We start from the raw sequence: 19,160 nt of genomic DNA, 5'->3' as shown, positions 1-19,160 counted from the left end.
TTTTAAAAAGGAGAATATCTTATTTATGGTAAAAAACAAAAAAAAAGCATTAAGGGATATTGATAATCAAGATTTTGATTTAATAGTAATTGGTGGAGGAGCAACAGGCCTTGGCATTGCTGTAGATTCAATTACAAGGAAATATAAAACCTTACTTATTGAAAAATGCGACTATGCAAAAGGCACATCTTCTCGATCAACCAAATTAATACATGGAGGCGTAAGATATTTGGCACAACTCAATTTGCCTTTAGTCAAAGAGGCCTTACGTGAACAAGCTTTACTTGAAACAAATGCACCCCATTTAATCAACAAACGTGCATTTGTTACGCCTATATATAATATCTTAAGCATTCCTTACTACTATTTTGGACTAAGTTGGTATCATAACCTTCTTGGTAAACACAAAAAATACAAATATAAGACAAAATTATTATCAAAATCAGAAACAATAAAAAAAATGCCAAATATAAAAACTAAAGGTCTTAAATGTTCCGTTTTATACTATGATGACTCATTTGATGATAGTCGAATGGCAATCAGCATGCTTAGAACTTTCATGAATAAAGGAGGAAATGCTTTTAATTATGCAGAACTTATAAAATTTAACAAAAAAAACGGTAAAATATCTGGTGCTATTATTCAAGATAAAACAACCGGAGAACAAGTAACTGTCAATAGCAAATGTATAATAAATGCAACAGGAATTTTTTCAGATAAAATTAGAAAATTAGATGATATTAATGCTCCTAATATCATAAAACCTTCTAGAGGAACCCATTTAATAATTAAAAAAGATAAACTAGATACACAATACGCAATGTTAATGAATAAAACAAATGACAATAGAATTTTATTTACTGTACCTTGGTATGATGTCATCATTTGTGGAAGTACAGACATAGCAATAGATAAAATTGAGGAAGAACCTCAAAGATCAGAGAGTGAAATTGAATTTCTATTAAACAATATGAATAATTACTTAAGTATTAAAATAGACAGAAATGATATTCTAAGTACGTATACAGGTATTAGACCACTAGTAGTAGACCCCAAAGGACAACAAAATACATCCAAAATATCAAGAAATGAAAAAATAGTAATATCAGATTCAAATCTCATTACAATTGCTGGAGGAAAATACACTACTTATAGAAAAATGGCTGAAAAAGCCTTAACAAAAGCAATAAAGGCAAAATTAATACCTAAGGCAAGACCCATAACAGAAAATTTAAAACTACACGGATATATGGAAAGAGCAGAAATTGTCAAAATTCCAGAACACTTTAGAGCTTACGGAAGTGACTTTCAATATTTAAGTCAAATGAAAGATTTTAAAAATAAGATCCACAAAGACTTACCATTAAATGAAGCTCAAATAACTTTTGCAATTAAATTTGAACAAGCAAAAACTGTTGAAGATATTTTATCCAGAAGAACTAGATCACTACTTCTTAATGCAAAAGCCACAATAGAAGCTACACCAAAAGTTGCTGAAATTATGATGCATCAACTTGGAGAATCGAAAGCTTGGAAAAATGAACAAATCAAAAGCTTCAAAGAAGTAGCAAAAAAATATTTAATCTAATAAATGAAGGATAGATACAATAAGATCCTTCTTATTTTTAATTTCTACATATCATTATTTTTTTAACTCATCATTCAAAAAATGAATCAATAAAAATCAAAAATTACATTACCTAAACAAATTTACAAGCAATCCCTGAATCTCTTCAAGACTGCTTAAAAGTTTAAATTGAGAAACCTGATTTTGTAAAACAGAATAAACAAATTTATCAAGTTTTTCATTAATAATTTTAATAATTCGGTATTTAGGTCTTTTAAACCCACCATTACTACCTCCCTTTTGTTCTTTAAGTGAAACAGAATAGGATAAAACAACAGATAAAAATTCTCCTATGGTTTTTTTATAAAAAACAACATTATGACGCGAAGGTTCGCTTAATAATCTCTCACCAATATCATTAATTTTATCTAACATATTTTTAATCAATTCAAGATTAAATTCACCATTTTCAAATACAATAAAATGCTTATCTTCTCTTGCAAGCTCAGATTTAAATATCGAAGAAAAAATATTTGTCTTATTAGAATTAATCTTTTTCTTAGAAGCCTTGTACTCTTTCAAATCAAGATGCAAAGCACCTGCAACCAAATTATCAATCTTCATCTATCTTTCTCACATCATTAAATAAAGACTTATCATCTTCACTCATACAAGTCTTAATTAAATCTTCGCATTTCATTTCCTTATTAATTTCAATTAAAACATCCTCATCAACTTTATAAGATCCTGTATAAATTAACACATCTTTCTCAGGAAAATTAAGACTGCCTACTCCAATATTCATATATCCATCAATAATTGCACCCTCTTCAACTTCAATTGATCTACACGAAATATTACCAATAATACATCCTGACTGAAAGACTTTAATTTTATTATTAGCATGCACATTTCCAAGAACTATCCCAGACACAACAACCTCATTTGCATTAATATTAGATTTAACTCGTCCCGTATCTCCAACTACAACTCTTTTAGTAGAATTAATAGTACCCAAAAAATCACCATCAACTCTAATAAAATTATTTGACACTAACTCCCCTTTAAGAAAATCACCCTGCCCAACAATTGTCTTCACCTCATCACCAAGCAAAGACAATTCAATTCTTCTATCTCTTTTAATACCCAATAAATTCAACATCTATTTTGAAACTCCAGTAGCCAAATTTAAATACATATCAGGATTTACAACTTGGGATCCTATACGAACCTCATAATGAAGATGAGGCCCTGTTGAATACCCTGTTTGACCCAAAAAACCAATAACTTGACCTTTTCTAACATAAGAACCCTTAGAAATATTTAATCGCGACATATGTGCATAAAGAGTCGAAAGTCCATATTTATGCTTAATTTGAACAAAATTACCATAACCCGTTACCTGATAACTAGCTCTTACAACTTCACCATCAGCAGTTGCAACGATAGCTGTTCCAACTCTAACCCCTGCAATATCTATACCCTTATGAATATACCATTGTCTAGTAAAAGGCTCAATAGCTGGACCAAAATGTAGAGAAACAATACCATCTCCTTTAACAATAGGCCAAAGCGAAGGAATATCATTCAATAATTTATTTTGAGAATGAATCAATTTAACTATACTCTTCAGTGGAGAAATTGAACCTTCGATCATGTTCTTCACATTTTTAAGATCATTTAATTCCTTAAATGAATTGGCTTCTAACATTTGCAAATCAATAAAATCTGCAAGGTCTCCATCTAATTTATTCCGACTTAAACCAACATTACTCTCCTTTATTCTTAAAGAAGAACTAAGCTCGTCTAATACTTTAGAAAAATTATTAGAAACAGAATTAATATCTACAACTGTATTTCTGAAATCCTCAATCTCTGACTCTGCAAGTGCATAACTTTTCTCTGAAGAATTAACAATAGATTTAAGAGTAACATAATTAATAGCAAGAAAAATAAATCCTATAAAAATCACAAGAAAAAACACAAAAAATAAAAATAGAGTCAAAAAAGAAATTTTTATATTCTTAACATTTCCTCTAACATGAGGAATAATCATAAAACTAATATTTTGTCTGAAAAAAGAATAAACATTACTTAAAAATTTAAAAAAGGAACTAAAAATCGTAAAGAACAGCTTATCTAATTTTTTTAAAAATGATAAAATGCCAAATCCTCTCTTATCTCTCATCACAAACCCTCACCACACATTCGTCAAACAATGACAATTAACAAATTTAACATGCTAATTGTAACTTAATGCTAAACACCAAATGATACCACCAAATTAGAAAATTTACTCCTAATATGACACTCTCTTAATCAAGTTATAATTATTTACATAAACGCAGTGGCAATACTAAAAATACACATAAATGATTTATTATTATATACAATGAAAACATTATTCTTTGCAACTAGTAATATAAATAAAATAAACGAAGTAAAACAAATTTTAAACATAGATACAATAAAAATAGAAATTCCCCAAAACTTTGAAGTACAAGAAACAGGAAAAACATTCAAAGAAAATTCAATATTAAAAGCAAAAACCTTATTTGAATCTTTAGGTAGGCAACAATTTGTTTTTAGTGAAGATTCCGGATTATGTATAGAAGCCTTAAACATGGAACCAGGAATTTATTCAAAAAGATACGATCAATATAAATTTGGAAAAAAACTGGACAATGATGAGAAAAACAATCTCATCATAGATTTAATGAAAAATCAAAACAATAGAAAAGCATGTTTTATATGCATAGTCAGTCATATTGCTATAGATGGAACAATAACTAATTTTAAGGGCATATTTAATGGAACGATTGCTTTAAATATTGATCATAGCCAAAAAAATGGATTTGGATATGATCCAATATTTTTAACTAAAAATAATATAAGACTAAGCGAATTAAGCATTGAAGAAAAAAACGAAATATCTCACAGGGGAATTGCATTTGCCAAATTCAAAAAGTTTTTAATGCAATCTTTAGATTAATAACAAAGGCTAAAAAATTTTAAAAATCAGTACAACTTTCAATTTAATTGTAAAATTACACATAAAGATTTAAAATAATTATTGTTCACAAGCTATAAAGCTTCACACCATATCAAGGAGATAATTGAATGATAGAAAGAAGTAAAGTTAATGAAAACGATAAATGGGATTTATCTTCTCTATTTAAAGACAATGAAGAATATAAAAATACAGTTAAACAAATAAAATTAAAACTCCAAAACTTCATAAAATACAAAGATATAGAATTTGACCTAAATACCTTTAAAGAAGCAATAAATGATTATTATGAAATTGAAGAAGAAATAGAGAGAACAGTATATTACACACACATTCAACTAGAAACAGACATAAGTAATCAAGTTTCAAATGAACTTCGTATAATGAATCTCAATCTCGAAACAGAAGCATCAAATATTACATCATTTTTTATTCCAAAAATTTTAAAAATAGACACAACAAAAGTAAAAGAATGGCTTCAAGACAAAGAACTTCAAGATAAAAAAATAGCTATTGAAAAAATTTTAAGAGAAAAAAAACATGTTTTAAGTGAAAGCGAAGAAAAAATACTTGCAAATTATACATCTCTCTATTCATCATACAATAATATATTCTCGGCCTTAACAAATGTCGATATGCAATTTGGAGAAATTGATGGTATGGCATTAACTAATGCCACTTATAACCTATTTCTTCAAAATGAAAATCAAGAAATACGAAAAAAAGCTTTTTTCAAATTTTATCAAGAATATGAAAAACATGAAAATACTCTGGCCAATCTTTTAATTTTTGATATTAATAAAAATAAATTTTTGGCAAAAACAAGAAATTTTGAAGATACTATTTCAATGAAGCTTTTTCCAAATAACATTGATAAAACAGTTTATACAAATTTAATTGAAACAGTTAATGAAAATTTACCTGTACTTCATCAATATTATGAATTTAGAAAAAATATACTTAATCAAGAATATCTAAATCATTATGACGTTTATGTCCCTCTAACAAAAAACATTAAATTCAAACATTCTTTTAGCGAAGCCTGTGATAAAATTTTAAATTCACTTGAAATATTAGGAAGTGAATATACTGATGTACTAAGAAAAGGACTCTTAGAAGAACGTTGGGTTGATAAATATGAAAACAAAGGCAAAAGAGCAGGAGCATTTAGTGCAGGTTCATATAATGGTAAACCTTATATACTAATGAACTACAAAGACGAATCTATAAGAGACATGTTTACCCTGGCTCATGAGGCAGGACATTCAATGCACTCATACTTTAGCATCAAAAACAATCCATTCCCGCATTATCAATACTCCATTTTTGAAGCAGAAATAGCATCTACAGTAAATGAACAAATCCTTGCAGACTACTTACTTAAAAATGAAAATGACATTGAAAAAATAAAATATATTAAATTAAACCAAATTGATGATTTACTTGCAACATTTTTCAGGCAAACAATGTTTGCAGAATTTGAATATATCATTCATGAAATGATCAATAAAAATGAACCAGTAGTAAAAGAAACTATAAAGTCAACCTACTTCAATTTATTAACAAAATACTTTGGCACAAGTCTTAAGTTCGATGAAAAGAGCTCGCTAGAATGTTTCAGAATTCCCCACTTTTATTCTCCATTTTACGTATATCAATACGCAACAGGAGTAACGGCTGCTCTTTTAATATATCAAAATATCAAAAATAATAAAAAAGACGCCACTAAGAATTACATCGAATTTTTAAAAACAGGAGGCTCAAAATACCCCCTAGATTCACTAAAAATTACTGGTATTGACTTAAGCTCAAAATCAACAATAAAAAATACAATTAATACCTTTAAAGAACATCTTGATAATGTAAAAAAATTATTTTAATAAAGGAGTAAGCTTTGAGGAAATTAAATCTTCTTTTGGCCTGGTTAGTACATATTTTAACAGCTTCTGGACTTGCAATCGGTTTTTACTCAATAATCTCCATAATAAACACAGATTATGATCTCTTACTAAAACTCACAATTTTTGGACTACTAATTGATGGAATAGATGGCACACTGGCAAGAAAACTAAAAATCAAAGAAATAATACCAACAATTAATGGAGAACTTCTTGACAATATTGTAGACTATATAAACTATACATTTATCCCCACAATATTCTTTTATTATGGAAACTTTATACAAGAGAACTATAAAATAATAATATGTATTGGGATTTTACTTGCATCAGCATACCAATTTTCACAATCAGATGCAAAAACTAGCGATGATTATTTTAAAGGTTTTCCATCCCTATGGAATTTCTTCATAATCTTTAACTTAATATTTACAATGAGTCAAAACACAAATCTTATCATGACATCATCATGTATTGCACTTAGTTTTGCACCAATTAAATTTATCTATCCCTCAAAAACAAAAGAACTGAAATACATAACGCTTCCCATAACAATAATAACCGCATTATCAGTAATGCTTATAACATTCACAAAATTACCAGAAATATACTTATCAATAGGTAAAATATTAGTAATTAGCTACTGTTTGTATCTAATCTTAACAAGCATATATTTAACTTGGAAGACAAGACAAAAATAATGAGACACTTATGTATATAATATTAGAATTTATAGATCTAAATATTGCTTATGCACCAATTGTATTCTTCGGATTACTTATCCTTGCAGGACTTAATATCCCAATTTCTGAAGATGCAATAGTAATAATGGGTGGAATACTTGCTAGCCGCAAAAACGAATACACAATATTAATATTCTTAGGAATTTTTTGGGGTGCTTATATTGGAGACATAATTTCATTTTATATAGGCAGATTCCTAGCTAATAAACTACTTAAACAAAAAATAAAAACAAACAAACTATTAGATAAAATGAATCGCTACTATAAACGTTATGGAAGTTTAACTTTACTATTTGGTAGGTTTATTCCATTTGGATTTAGAAATGCAATATTTATGTCTGCAGGAATGGGTAACATGCATAGTAGTAATTTCTTTATAATTGATTTCTTTGCAGCAATGATATCAATTACTACTTACTTTACATTAAGTTTCAAAATAGGAGAATCATTTAACACAATATTTCCTAAAATAAGATTTACTTTACTAATTATATTTATCATAACCATAATACTTATTTTATTAGGATGTATTATCAAAAAGAAAAAAGTTAAAAAAGTTGACAAACTTTTTCAATAGCAAATATAATATGTATGCGCTGTGGTGGTGGAAGTGGTATACACGCTAGCTTGAGGGGCTAGTGGGCGTAAGCCCATGCTGGTTCAAGTCCAGTCCACAGCATATATTAGGAGCAAATGGAAGGTTATTAAGCTAAAATAAATAAGATTAACAAAATAACCATGTAAATACTAAAAGTATTTAATACGCACTGAGGAATAAATGTCTGAATACGACTTTAAAAAAATAGAAAAAAAATGGCAAGATTATTGGAATCAAAACAAAACATATAAAGTAAACGAAGATCCAAATATCCCAAAAGAAAAAAGAATTTATATTCTTGATATGTTCCCTTATCCTTCAGCCAATGGACTCCATGTCGGACATCCTGAAGGTTATACAGCCACTGACATATTAACAAGATATAAACTATTAAATGGATTTAATGTACTTCATCCAATGGGTTTTGACAGTTTTGGATTACCCGCAGAAAATTATGCAATACAAACAGGAGAACATCCAAAAAAAATAACAGAAAAAAATATTGAAAAGTTTAGAAAACAAATTAAAGCACTAGGATTTGCATATGATTGGGATAGAGAAATCAAAACTCACGATATAAATTATTACAAATGGACACAATGGATTTTTCTTCAATTATATAAAAAAGGCTTAGCTTATACAAAAGAAATGCCCGTATGGTACTGTCCCGATCTTGGAACAGTACTTGCAAATGAAGAGGTAATTCAAACACCCGATGGACCTAGATCAGAGAGAGGATTCCATAAAGTGCAAAGGAAGCCTTTAAGACAATGGGTGCTAAAGATCACACAATACGCAGAAAGACTAATTGAAGATCTCGAAGAAATAGACTGGCCTGAATCTGTTAAAGAAATGCAAAAAAACTGGATTGGAAAATCAACAGGAGCTGAGATTGAATTTCCAATAAAGGCAAGTGAAGAGAAAATAAAAGTATTTACAACAAGACCAGATACAATTTTTGGAGTAACATACTTAGTACTTGCACCAGAACATCCTATAGTAGACAAAATCACAAAAGATGAACTTAAACTTATGATATCAAAATACAAAGATAAAGAAATCCTTAAAAGCGATCTTGAGAGAACTTCTCTTGAAAAAGATAAAACAGGAATATTTACAGGAGCATACGCTATTAACCCAATAACTAAAGAAGAAATACCAATATGGATAGGAAGTTATGTACTTGGAACTTATGGCACTGGAGCTGTAATGAGTGTTCCTGCACATGATGAACGAGATTTTGAATTTGCAAAAAAATATAATTTGCCTATTAAACAAGTGGTCTCTAAAACAAGCACTGATGAAGTGCTCAGACAACCATTTACCGAGGATGGTATTTCAATTAACACACCTACAGAATTTAACAATCTCAAAACAGAAGAAGTAAAAACAAAAGTAATAGAATGGCTAACAGCAAATAAAATGGGCCAAGAAAAAATTAATTACAAACTTAGAGATTGGATTTTTTCAAGACAAAGATACTGGGGAGAACCTATTCCTATTTTGCTTGATGATAACTTAAATGAAATACCACTCAATGATGATGAATTACCCCTAAAGCTCCCAGACATAGAAAATTATCAACCATCAGGCACAGGAGAATCTCCTCTATCTAGAATTCAAGACTGGGTCAATGTTAAACGTAACGGTAAAACATATAAAAGAGAAACAAACACGATGCCTCAATGGGCAGGTTCATGCTGGTATTATATACGCTATCTTGATCCCCATAACGAAAAAGAATTTGCAAGCAAAGAAAAAATCAACTATTGGATGCCAGTTGACCTTTACATTGGAGGAGCTGAACATTCAGTACTACACCTATTATACGCAAGATTTTGGCATAAAGTTCTCTATGACTTAGGATATGTTAATACAAAAGAACCCTTTAGAAAACTTGTAAATCAAGGAATGATAACATCATTTGCATATCAAGACGAAAACGGCATTTTAATTCCCAATGATAAAGTTGAAAAGAGAGACAACAAATTCTTTTTTAAAAAAAATAATAAAGAATTAAAACAAATAATAGCAAAAATGTCAAAATCACTTAAAAATATAATAAATCCAGATGATATCATTAAAGAATATGGTGCAGATTCAATGAGAATATATGAAATGTTTATGGGCCCTTTGACCGATTCAAAACCATGGAATACACAAGGACTCATTGGAATTTTTAGATTCTTAAATAAAATATGGCTCATCAAAAACAAAGAACTTACAAAAGAAGTACCTCAAAAAGAAGTGATATCTGAACTTCATAAAACAATCAAAAAAGTTACAGAAGATATAGAAAATTTAAATTTTAATACCGCAATTTCAGCATTAATGATATTAACAAATGAACTTTTAAAACATGACAAAAACTACTTAGAAATATTTAAACCACTAACCATTCTTTTATCACCATTCGCGCCTCATTTAGGAGAAGAATTGTGGGAACACATGGGAGAAAAATCCAGTATATTTAAAAATGCAAAATGGCCAAAATATGATTTAAATCTAATTATCGATGATACAAGAGAAATCGTACTACAAGTTAATGGCAAGATAAAAGACAAAATTATACTAAAGAAAGGTACTGATGAGGAAACTCTAAAAAAGATTGCTCTTAACAATCACAAAATGATGCAAAGCATACAAGATAAAAAAATAATAAAAATTATTACAGTTAAAGATAAAATTATCAATGTAGTAGCAAAATAACGAGGCAATAATGGATCTAGAGACTCTAATTATTAAACATAAAATTTTCATAATAATAACATTCACATTGATAACAATTGTTTTGGGATTTTTCTTAAAAGACATACAATTTGACTCCAATATATTAAAACTTATCCCTAAAAACGCACAAATTGAAAAAACTCTAGACATAGATAAGAGCAATTCTTTACTATCAACAATAGTAATATTTAAAGACAAAAAAAATATTTTCAATAAAGAAACTTTTGGAAAAATTAATAAAGTGGCAAATGATATAGTAAATATCTTAAAAGTAACACCCAACTCTGTTACAAGTATATTTACCTACTTCCCACAACTAAAAAAAGATGTATATACAGATGAAGATATCATAAATATAAAAAATAAAATCAATTCAACACCTTTTATTAAAAAACTATTTTTAAATGATGACGAAACTTTAATATATTTTATAATAATATCAACAACAGATACTAATACAAACTTCAGTCGCAATTTAAAAAATGAACTTGAAGCAATGGAAGCCACAATTAAAAAATATGAAACTGACAATCTAAAACTTTACTTAACAGGCGATCTTGTAATCAGAGAAAAAATACTAAATTATATGGCTGACGATTTTAAATTTCTAGGACCATTTGCCACGCTTGTGGTCATTTTATCACTCTATTTTATTGTAAAAAATATATTAGGAGCAATCATTCCCGTACTAATTGCAGCATGTGCCCTAATTTGGACTTTTGGAATTAAAAGCATTTTAAAGTCTCCAATTACTGTCCCAGAAACAACAATGATAGTTCTACTTATTTCAATTGGATGTGCTAATGCTGTACACATAATCAATGGAGTACTAAAACAAATTAAAAACAAACCTTTGACTGCGACAACAATCATCACTACAATTAAAACATTAAGGACACCAATAATTTTAACTTCCCTCACAACAGCTTTTGGGTTTTTATCACTAATAACTTCATCAATTCAAGCATATAGAACAATGGGAATTTTTATGTCACTAGGAGTCATTATCGCAATGTTTATGTCCCTATTAGTACTCCCTGGAATACTAGTTAAAACACCATTCAAACACAACAACAAAAAAAATAAGTATGCTTTGCTTGAAAAACTTTCACTAACAACCCAACTCATTACAAAATGGATATTAAACAACAAATATATTTCATTAATTACAACTTTAATTATTTTATTAAGTTCAATTGTAGGACTTTTTAAAATAGAAATTAATTTTGATGAAAAAGATTATTTCAAAGAAAGTACAAGTGTAAAAAAAATACTCAATTTAATGCAAAAAGAAATAGGAGGAACATCTATAATTAAAATTACAATTAATGGAACTCCAGGTGAATTTAAAAACGAAAAAAACATGAAAAATCTGGATTTAATTACAGATAATCTTGACAAATTTAGTTATAAGACACAATCCAATTCAATAAATGGAATTATAAGGCTGATGAATTTTAAATTTAAAAAAGAAAATCCAAAAGAATATAAATTACCTGAAAATCAAGCTGTACTAAATAAGTTAATATTATTAATTAGTAGAAGCAATTCAATAAAAAATATGACTAATATGTATATCAATGATGACTGGTCGCAAATATCAATCATCATAAGAACTGATCAAAATTCAACTGAAGAAATTCAAAAATTTGCAAACTATGCAAGCAATTTGATTGAAAAATATATGCCAGGACATGAACATCATTTCTCAGGTGCTTACGACAAGATACCAATATCACAAACTATGGTAAGAGAACAAATTACAAACATTATTACAACGCTTGGTTCAATAGCAATATTGTTGATAATATTCTTTAGGTCCATAAAAACGGGTATTATAATCACAATTCCAGTAGCATGGTCAGTATTTTTAAATTTTTCAGTAATGAAAATTTTTGGAATAACATTAAATCCAGCAACAGCAACAATTGCATCTGTAAGCATGGGTATAGGTGTAGATTATTCTATCCATTTCTTTAATGCATTTACATTAAATTATCAAATAACTAAAGATTATAAAAGTGCTTTAATCGAATCAATTCCCAATGTATTTAATGGAATATTTGCAAATTCAATATCAGTAGGAATAGGATTTTTAACACTAATATTTTCAACTTACAAAATAATTGCAACACTTGGAGCAATAATAGCTTTTACAATGTTAACAACATCTATCGCATCTTTAACACTACTTCCATTACTAATTTACACATTTAAACCAACAGTTAAAATAATCAATACAGCAAAAATATAAAGATTACAAATAATATATTAAAGTCAGTAACCACGTTTAAGATCAAGCTTTATGACTTTAAAATTTTAAAATAACAATTTAATCACTTCTTTCATATTATCTACAAGATGAAAATTTATACCATTTTTAATATTAATAGGAATATCATCAAGATCAACTTTATTTGACTGAGGAATAATAATATGTTCAACTCCACTTCTCTTTGCAGCAATTATTTTAGCTTTTAATCCACCAATAGCCATCACATTACCCGTTAATGACAACTCTCCAGTCATAGCCAAATTAGGTCGTACCGCTTTATTAAGAGCCAAAGATACAAAAGCACTAGCAATAGTAATTCCAGCAGAAGGTCCATCCTTAGAAATAGCACCTTCTGGAATATGCAAATGTATCATATATTTCTCAAAAAAAGACTTACTCAATTTAAGTTCATGACCAATACTATTGACATAAGTAAATGCAATATTAGCAGACTCTTTCATAACATCTCCAAGTCTACCTGTCAATTTAATACCAGGAGACTTGGATTCAGTTTTTACAGTCTCAATTATTAAAACTGACCCACCATAATTAGTCCATGCAAGACCCATTACCATACCTGGAGACATCGCTTTATGCAAAAATTCTTCTTTTCTAAATACGGGAATACCAATATACTCTTCCAAATTTTCCTTAGAAATCTGATACGCTTTAACAGATTTATCCTCAACAAGCTTTCTTGCAATTTTTCTAACAATTTGTTTCAAATATTTTTCAAAATTTCTAAGTCCATTATCCCTAGCATACTCCCTAGCTATTTGAACAAGAGCAGAACTTTGAAATTTCAAAGAATCTTTATCAACACCATTTTCTCTTAAGACCTTTGGTATCAAATATTTCCTTGCGATCTCTATTTTTTCATCATCAACATATCCTGAAAGTTGAATTACTTCCATTCTATTTAATAAAGGAGTAGGTATTGTTTCAAGAGAATTGGCTGTTAAAATAAAAAACACATTAGAAATATCAAAAGGCAAATCAAGATAATGATCTCTAAAATTAACATTTTGTTCAGGATCTAAAACCTCAAGAAGAGCCGAGAATGGTTCTCCATAATTAGACGCTGAAACCTTATCAATTTCATCTATTAAAAAAACGGGCGAATTTGTTTTTGTAATTCTTAGTCCTTGAATAATTTTTCCAGGCAATGCTCCCACATAAGTTCTTCTATGTCCCTTGATTTCTGATTCATCTCTAATGCCACCTACAGAAAATCTAAAAAATTTTGTCTTAAGAACTTCAGCAATAGCTGTTCCTATTGAAGTCTTACCCACTCCAGGAGGCCCAACTAAAAGCATAATAGCCCCCTTTTGAGATTTTCTTAATTTAAGAACAGAAATATACTCAAGAATCCTATCCTTAACTTCTTTCATGCCATAATGAGTTTTATCTAAAATCTTTTCTGCTCTTTGTAAATTAAATTTGTCAAAATTAATCTTAACATCTCCCCAAGGAAGATCAATAATAAGTTCAAGATAGTTTCTAACTACAACATATTCAGACGAATGTCTCTCAAGAAATGAAAACTTATCAAGCTCCCTACCAACTGCCTCTAAAGCTTCTCCCTTTAAATCTAAAGCAGAAATTTTGGACTTAATTTTAACAAATTCACTACCCTTCTCATCTCCAACACCAAGTTCAGCCTTAATAGCTTTAAGCTGTTCCTTTAAAAAAAATTCTTTTTGTTGTTTTTCTAATTTTTCCTGAATACCTTTAGCAATTTTATTTTGAATCTCAATTAAATTTAATTCTTCATAAAGCAACTCTAAAACCTTTTTAAGTCTATCTTTAACACTTAAGGTTTCAAGCACCTCTTGATGAGACTCCTTTGAAGATGCAATCATTCCTACAACAACATCACACAACCTACCCTTATCTTCAATATTAACCATATTTAACTGAAACTCGGGCATTTTTCTATGTGAAAATATTTCTTTAGTTTTAAGCAAAATACTGCTATAAATTGCTTTTGAATGAAGATCACACTTTTTAATTGGAATTTGTTTTAAGTACTCAATTTCAATGATTGGAAACTCTACATTAAGAACAAGTTTGACAAATTTCACTCTATCAATAGTTGAAACAAAAATATTATATCCACCATCAGGAAGATTAATTTTTTTTACAATCTTAGCAGTAACACCAACAGAATAAATATCTTTTTCATAATTAATAGCTAATTTACCATCTTTACTACCCGGTTTTTCCAAAAATTTATCACGCAAAACAAACAAAGAAATGATTCCATTACCTTTAATCATGTAATCAACAGCCCTCATATCACAATCAGAAACTATAACAATTGGAATAAACATACTTGGAAATACAGGGTGTGATGGAACTGCAATTAAAGGCACTCTTATAGGTTTATCAAAATGCGGCAAAATGCCTCCAGAACTTTTTGAACGCTTCTTTTCCTTAGAAACAGTATCTTTTACTTCTTCCATAAAGTATTAAATCTCCCTAAGTTCCATTATAACAAAAGAAAATTTTTATGAGAATTCATTTAATAATGAATTCTTTTATTATACAATAATGTATAATGCTGTTTAACAAAATCAATGCTATCATAACAAATCTATATCCCAAAAAAAATTATTCATTACTAAACCTATTTCATTCAAAAGGCATTATTCACACACTAATTCACGATAACACAATAGAAAAGTTTAAATTAAATATCAATAATTTAGTAAAAGCCAATTTTGAAATAGTAAAAGAAAATAATTTGTACAGAATAATAGAAGTTCATGATGAAGAATTTATTATAAAAGACTTAACATATGAAAAATTAATAATCATTAAACCATGGATCAAGCTTATTAATTTAAGTCTTGATGAAGGAGAATGCTTCACTCTATTTAACGAAGCCATAAAAATGTTAAATGATTCAAGCTTAGATAAAATACAATCAATTGACTTACAGTATAAAATACGATTCCTAATCATAAAAGGATTTTTATATTTATCAAAATTATGTTTTGAATGTAATAGACAAATTGAAGAAAATTATTATTACGATACACACATTCATGGATTTCATTGCATTAAGTGTGCCAATAATAAAAATCAATATATTGATACAGAAAGTTTTAAGTATTTAGAAATCACAACTAAAACAAATATAAACACAATTTTAAATGTAGAGTTAACTAATAAAGCAAAAGAACTTATAACACTTATGATCAAAAATAAGCTAAATATAGAATTTGAACAAATATTACTATAAAGAAAGCAAACCGGGAACAGAAATGAAAATTTGGACAAGGACAGAACTTGATATTGCAAAAGAAAACATAGTCAACATCACAAAGAAATATAATATTAATCTTTTTGAAGCAACACTACTAATTAGAAGAGAATTTAAAGAAGAGGATTTTTTATTTTTTCTTGAGAGTAGTGTAAATTTAATGCACAATCCATTTTTTTTAAAAAATATAGACAAATTCATTCATAGAATCAATGAAGCCATTTTAGAAAAAGAAAATGTACTAATATTTGGAGACAAAGACGCTGATGGCATTACAGCCACAATAATAATGTACGAAACTCTTAAAGAGTTTGGCATCAATGTAAGTTATAAAATACCCTCCAATGGAGAATTTTATGGACTTACTAAAGAAGTAATTGATAAGGCATTTGAAGATAAAATATCACTAATAATCACTGTTGACTGCGGTATTTCTCATATTGAAGAAATACATTATGCAAGATCAAAAAATATAGAAATAATAGTTACAGATCATCACCTTCCAAACCAAGAAATTGCAACAGAAAATATTACCATAAATCCTCACTTAAAAGATGATTCTTCAATATTTAAAGAAATAGCTGGATGTTATGTAAGTTTCAAAGCATGTCTTGCACTATATCTATCTACTACCAGCCTTTATAATAAAAACTTGATATTTATGTTTTTAGAAATATCAGATAATAACATAAAACTACATGCAATAGAAATTAACAACTACATTTTAAAAAAATGTATCACTCTAGAAAATCATAATGATTTACAAATCAATATCAACAAACTAGAAGAATTTTCACAAAATAAATATATATTTGTATTTAACAAAACTGATCAAACTCAACTTTTAAATGAATTTTTTAATCAAAAAATAGATATTGAAATCACTGATATTAATGAAAATTTTATAAAAAAATATCCTCAACATGCACAAAAAACACTAAAAGAACTTATGAAAATTACTAAATATTTTAAATACAGAAAAACCACTATTTACGAAAAACTATATTACATATTTTACAACATAATATTTGAAGTAAATAAAAATTTACTTCAAAACTGTCTTAAAAGACTCAAATTTGTTGCAATAGGAACCATAGCCGATAATATGCCAATTATTGATGAAAATCGAATAGTTGTAAAAGAGGGACTTAAAGAAATAGCACTAAGAGAAAACATATCGATCAATTATCTATTAAAAGAAGTCAATATATTAACAAAACCAATAATCACTTCAACAGATATTGCATTTAAAATTGCCCCAATATTAAATTCAACAGGAAGACTTGAAAAAGCAGATATTACAATTAAATTTTTATTAAGTGAAGATACCAATAAAATAGAAAGCAAATTTAAAGAAATTAAAGAAATAAATACTTTAAGAAAATACAAAGAAGATATATCTTGGAATACACATCATGAAAACACCATTTTAGAAAATGATAAATTCATAGTATGTTATGATAAAAATACTCCAAAAGGAATTAGTTCTAGAATGGCAACAAGACTATCTTATTATTACAAAAAAGTTGCCATATTTCTTACAAAACAAGCAAATATCATTAAAGGATCTATCAGATCAAATAATAAAGTAAATTCAAAAGAATTAATTTCAATGATACCAAACCATCTATTAATAAATTCTGGAGGGCATAAAGCTGCTGCTGGATTTACGCTGTATGAAGATGTATTAAAAGAATTTATAAAAGAACTTGAAAATGCTATTGAAAAAATAGAATATACAGAATTTCAAGAAGATTCAATACTAATTGATGCTATCATACCTCAAGATTTAAGTAAAACAGAACTTATAAAAACAATAGATCTATTTGAACCTTACGGACACAATTTTAGAGAATTTATTTTAATGATGGAAAATGTATGCATTCAAGATATTAGAACGATTGATAAAAATGGAGCTTCAAAACACATAAACATGAAAATTATCAATAATAAAGACTATTATAAAGCTATTTATTTTAATGGCACTCAAACTATTCAAGAACTTAATATCAAAGATGGCCAAAATATAGACATAATATTTACAATTAATGAAGATTTTTACAATCAAAGTGATAAAATTTTAAAAATTATTGATATCAAAAAGAGAAACAATTAGTGCCTAATATTAAAAAACTTATATTTATCCTTGTATTCACATTTATAATAGGCTTCTTTAAAATTAATGCAAAGAATGATGACATTAGAATCTACTATAAAAAAGAAGCTTTCCAAGGAGAAAATATTTATTTTGTAAGCAATAAAAATTTCAAAAAATTATCACTCTTGGCAACAAATCAAAGCCCCATTCTAAATGCTTCACCTTTTAAATTTAATATAAATCATAGAACATACTACATAGCCTTAATCGGAATTCCACCAATGATTAAAGAAGGAAAAAGAAAAATTCAAGTAGAATTTGAAAATGAACAATACACAAAAGAAATTGAAATCAAAAAATTTAAATTCAACAAAACAACTGTCAAACTTAACAAAAATAAATCTAAGCTCATTAAGAGTCAACAATCACCCAAAGCAAAAGAACAGGCTTTAACATTATGGAACATTATTGGAAATGTAGGTGACACAACAATTTACCATTACGACACACTGGTCCATCCAATCAAAGACCAATATCAGATAACCAGTCCTTATGGAGATCAGAGAATTTATATGCAAGATAACAAAAAAATATCAGATCGAAAGATGCATAATGGAAAAGATTATGCTCCATTGAAAAAAGAAAAAACACCTATTTTTGCAGCTGGTAGAGGAAAAGTAGTATTTGCAAGAGAAAGAGAAATTACTGGTAAAACCATTATCATTCAACACTTACCAGGAATATTTACAATTTATCTACATTTATCAAAATTTGGAGTTAAAGAAAATACAATAGTAAATACAGGTGAATATATAGGCAATGTAGGAAATACAGGAATATCAACAGGTCCTCATCTACACTTTGAAGTTAGAATTAATGGAATTGCAGTAAATCCAGATTTTTTCTTAGAAGAGATGCTTATTGACAAAAATCAAATAATCAATAACACTAAAAAGATAAAGCAAAAATAAAA

14 protein-coding genes and 1 tRNA gene are annotated in these 19,160 nt (G+C 27.9%); 11 read left to right on the top strand and 4 right to left on the bottom strand.

Features of this window, described 5'->3' with window-relative positions:
- Positions 1 to 25 precede the first annotated feature (25 nt).
- Entirely contained in the window at positions 26 to 1,588 is a 1,563-nt protein-coding gene (locus U881_RS0108590; RefSeq protein WP_024654020.1) for a glycerol-3-phosphate dehydrogenase/oxidase, read from the top strand.
- Positions 1,589 to 1,696: 108 nt separating this feature from the next.
- On the opposite strand, the gene U881_RS0108585 is transcribed toward U881_RS0108590, so the two are convergent.
- The 3 genes from U881_RS0108585 to U881_RS0108575 are packed head-to-tail and all read right to left on the bottom strand — an operon-like array spanning position 1,697 to position 3,755.
- Positions 1,697 to 2,191: a YaaR family protein gene (locus U881_RS0108585; protein ID WP_024654019.1), complete on the bottom strand. Its 495-nt coding sequence runs from the start codon at positions 2,189 to 2,191 to the stop codon at positions 1,697 to 1,699.
- Positions 2,181 to 2,729 (bottom strand): bactofilin family protein, encoded by a 549-nt coding sequence (locus U881_RS0108580; protein ID WP_024654018.1) that lies wholly within the window; start codon positions 2,727 to 2,729, stop codon positions 2,181 to 2,183. The genes U881_RS0108585 and U881_RS0108580 overlap by 11 nt, the downstream gene beginning before the upstream one ends.
- Positions 2,730 to 3,755 carry a M23 family metallopeptidase gene (locus U881_RS0108575; protein WP_024654017.1) on the bottom strand — a complete coding sequence of 342 codons (1,026 nt, stop codon included), beginning with the start codon at positions 3,753 to 3,755 and terminating at the stop codon, positions 2,730 to 2,732.
- Positions 3,756 to 3,959: 204 nt separating this feature from the next.
- Here U881_RS0108575 and rdgB point away from each other — a divergent pair, with 204 nt between their 5' ends.
- The 7 genes from rdgB (at position 3,960) to U881_RS0108540 (ending at position 12,800) form a co-directional block, all read left to right on the top strand.
- Complete coding sequence (gene rdgB / locus U881_RS0108570; protein WP_024654016.1) at positions 3,960 to 4,559, top strand: RdgB/HAM1 family non-canonical purine NTP pyrophosphatase; 600 nt, start codon at positions 3,960 to 3,962, stop codon at positions 4,557 to 4,559.
- Positions 4,560 to 4,687: 128 nt separating this feature from the next.
- Positions 4,688 to 6,457, top strand: a complete 1,770-nt coding sequence (gene pepF, locus U881_RS0108565; RefSeq protein ID WP_024654015.1) for an oligoendopeptidase F — start codon at positions 4,688 to 4,690, stop codon at positions 6,455 to 6,457.
- Positions 6,458 to 6,471: 14 nt separating this feature from the next.
- Positions 6,472 to 7,176 (top strand): phosphatidylcholine synthase, encoded by a 705-nt coding sequence (gene pcsA, locus U881_RS0108560; RefSeq protein WP_024654014.1) that lies wholly within the window; start codon positions 6,472 to 6,474, stop codon positions 7,174 to 7,176.
- A 10-nt stretch (positions 7,177 to 7,186) separates the two neighbouring features.
- Complete coding sequence (locus U881_RS0108555; RefSeq protein ID WP_024654013.1) at positions 7,187 to 7,795, top strand: DedA family protein; 609 nt, start codon at positions 7,187 to 7,189, stop codon at positions 7,793 to 7,795.
- Positions 7,796 to 7,813: 18 nt separating this feature from the next.
- Positions 7,814 to 7,897 (top strand) — tRNA-Leu (locus U881_RS0108550).
- Positions 7,898 to 7,996: 99 nt separating this feature from the next.
- Positions 7,997 to 10,525, top strand: coding sequence for a leucine--tRNA ligase (gene leuS / locus U881_RS0108545; protein ID WP_024654012.1), 2,529 nt, complete (start codon positions 7,997 to 7,999; stop codon positions 10,523 to 10,525).
- Positions 10,526 to 10,535: 10 nt separating this feature from the next.
- A complete protein-coding gene (locus tag U881_RS0108540; RefSeq protein WP_024654011.1) occupies positions 10,536 to 12,800 on the top strand; it encodes an efflux RND transporter permease subunit in 2,265 nt (754 codons plus the stop codon).
- Between the two features lie 65 nt (positions 12,801 to 12,865).
- Here the strand turns inward: U881_RS0108540 and lon are convergent, their stop codons facing one another.
- Positions 12,866 to 15,286: an endopeptidase La gene (gene lon, locus U881_RS0108535; protein ID WP_024654010.1), complete on the bottom strand. Its 2,421-nt coding sequence runs from the start codon at positions 15,284 to 15,286 to the stop codon at positions 12,866 to 12,868.
- Between the two features lie 95 nt (positions 15,287 to 15,381).
- Between lon and U881_RS0108530 the strand changes: the two genes are divergently transcribed.
- From U881_RS0108530 to U881_RS0108520, 3 genes are read left to right on the top strand one after another with little or no spacing between them, the layout of a single operon-like run.
- Complete coding sequence (locus U881_RS0108530) at positions 15,382 to 16,068, top strand: hypothetical protein (RefSeq protein WP_024654009.1); 687 nt, start codon at positions 15,382 to 15,384, stop codon at positions 16,066 to 16,068.
- Positions 16,069 to 16,090: 22 nt separating this feature from the next.
- The gene (recJ, locus tag U881_RS0108525) at positions 16,091 to 18,205 is read left to right on the top strand and encodes a single-stranded-DNA-specific exonuclease RecJ (RefSeq protein ID WP_024654008.1); all 2,115 of its coding nucleotides are present in this window, start codon (positions 16,091 to 16,093) and stop codon (positions 18,203 to 18,205) included.
- Positions 18,205 to 19,158 carry a M23 family metallopeptidase gene (locus tag U881_RS0108520; RefSeq protein WP_024654007.1) on the top strand — a complete coding sequence of 318 codons (954 nt, stop codon included), beginning with the start codon at positions 18,205 to 18,207 and terminating at the stop codon, positions 19,156 to 19,158. Before recJ ends, U881_RS0108520 begins: the two co-directional genes overlap by 1 nt.
- The last annotated feature ends 2 nt before the right edge of the window (positions 19,159 to 19,160 follow it).

Origin of the sequence: Borrelia persica No12, from assembly GCF_000500045.1 — a bacterium.
Lineage (GTDB): Bacteria > Spirochaetota > Spirochaetia > Borreliales > Borreliaceae > Borrelia > Borrelia persica.
Note: the sequence above shows the minus strand (reverse complement) of the source record. Positions and strands in the feature narration are given on the sequence as shown.

What these genes read in the sequence shown, in the direction of transcription:
- rdgB (WP_024654016.1), top strand. Translation starts at nt 3,960, where the DNA reads ATGAAAACATTATTCTTTGCAACTAGTAATATAAATAAAATAAACGAA.
- U881_RS0108540 (WP_024654011.1), top strand. Translation starts at nt 10,536, where the DNA reads ATGGATCTAGAGACTCTAATTATTAAACATAAAATTTTCATAATAATA.
- U881_RS0108590 (WP_024654020.1), top strand. Translation starts at nt 26, where the DNA reads ATGGTAAAAAACAAAAAAAAAGCATTAAGGGATATTGATAATCAAGAT.
- lon (WP_024654010.1), bottom strand. Translation starts at nt 15,286, where the DNA reads ATGGAAGAAGTAAAAGATACTGTTTCTAAGGAAAAGAAGCGTTCAAAA.
- U881_RS0108580 (WP_024654018.1), bottom strand. Translation starts at nt 2,729, where the DNA reads ATGTTGAATTTATTGGGTATTAAAAGAGATAGAAGAATTGAATTGTCT.
- U881_RS0108575 (WP_024654017.1), bottom strand. Translation starts at nt 3,755, where the DNA reads ATGAGAGATAAGAGAGGATTTGGCATTTTATCATTTTTAAAAAAATTA.
- U881_RS0108585 (WP_024654019.1), bottom strand. Translation starts at nt 2,191, where the DNA reads ATGAAGATTGATAATTTGGTTGCAGGTGCTTTGCATCTTGATTTGAAA.
- leuS (WP_024654012.1), top strand. Translation starts at nt 7,997, where the DNA reads ATGTCTGAATACGACTTTAAAAAAATAGAAAAAAAATGGCAAGATTAT.
- recJ (WP_024654008.1), top strand. Translation starts at nt 16,091, where the DNA reads ATGAAAATTTGGACAAGGACAGAACTTGATATTGCAAAAGAAAACATA.
- U881_RS0108530 (WP_024654009.1), top strand. Translation starts at nt 15,382, where the DNA reads ATGCTGTTTAACAAAATCAATGCTATCATAACAAATCTATATCCCAAA.
- U881_RS0108555 (WP_024654013.1), top strand. Translation starts at nt 7,187, where the DNA reads ATGTATATAATATTAGAATTTATAGATCTAAATATTGCTTATGCACCA.
- pepF (WP_024654015.1), top strand. Translation starts at nt 4,688, where the DNA reads ATGATAGAAAGAAGTAAAGTTAATGAAAACGATAAATGGGATTTATCT.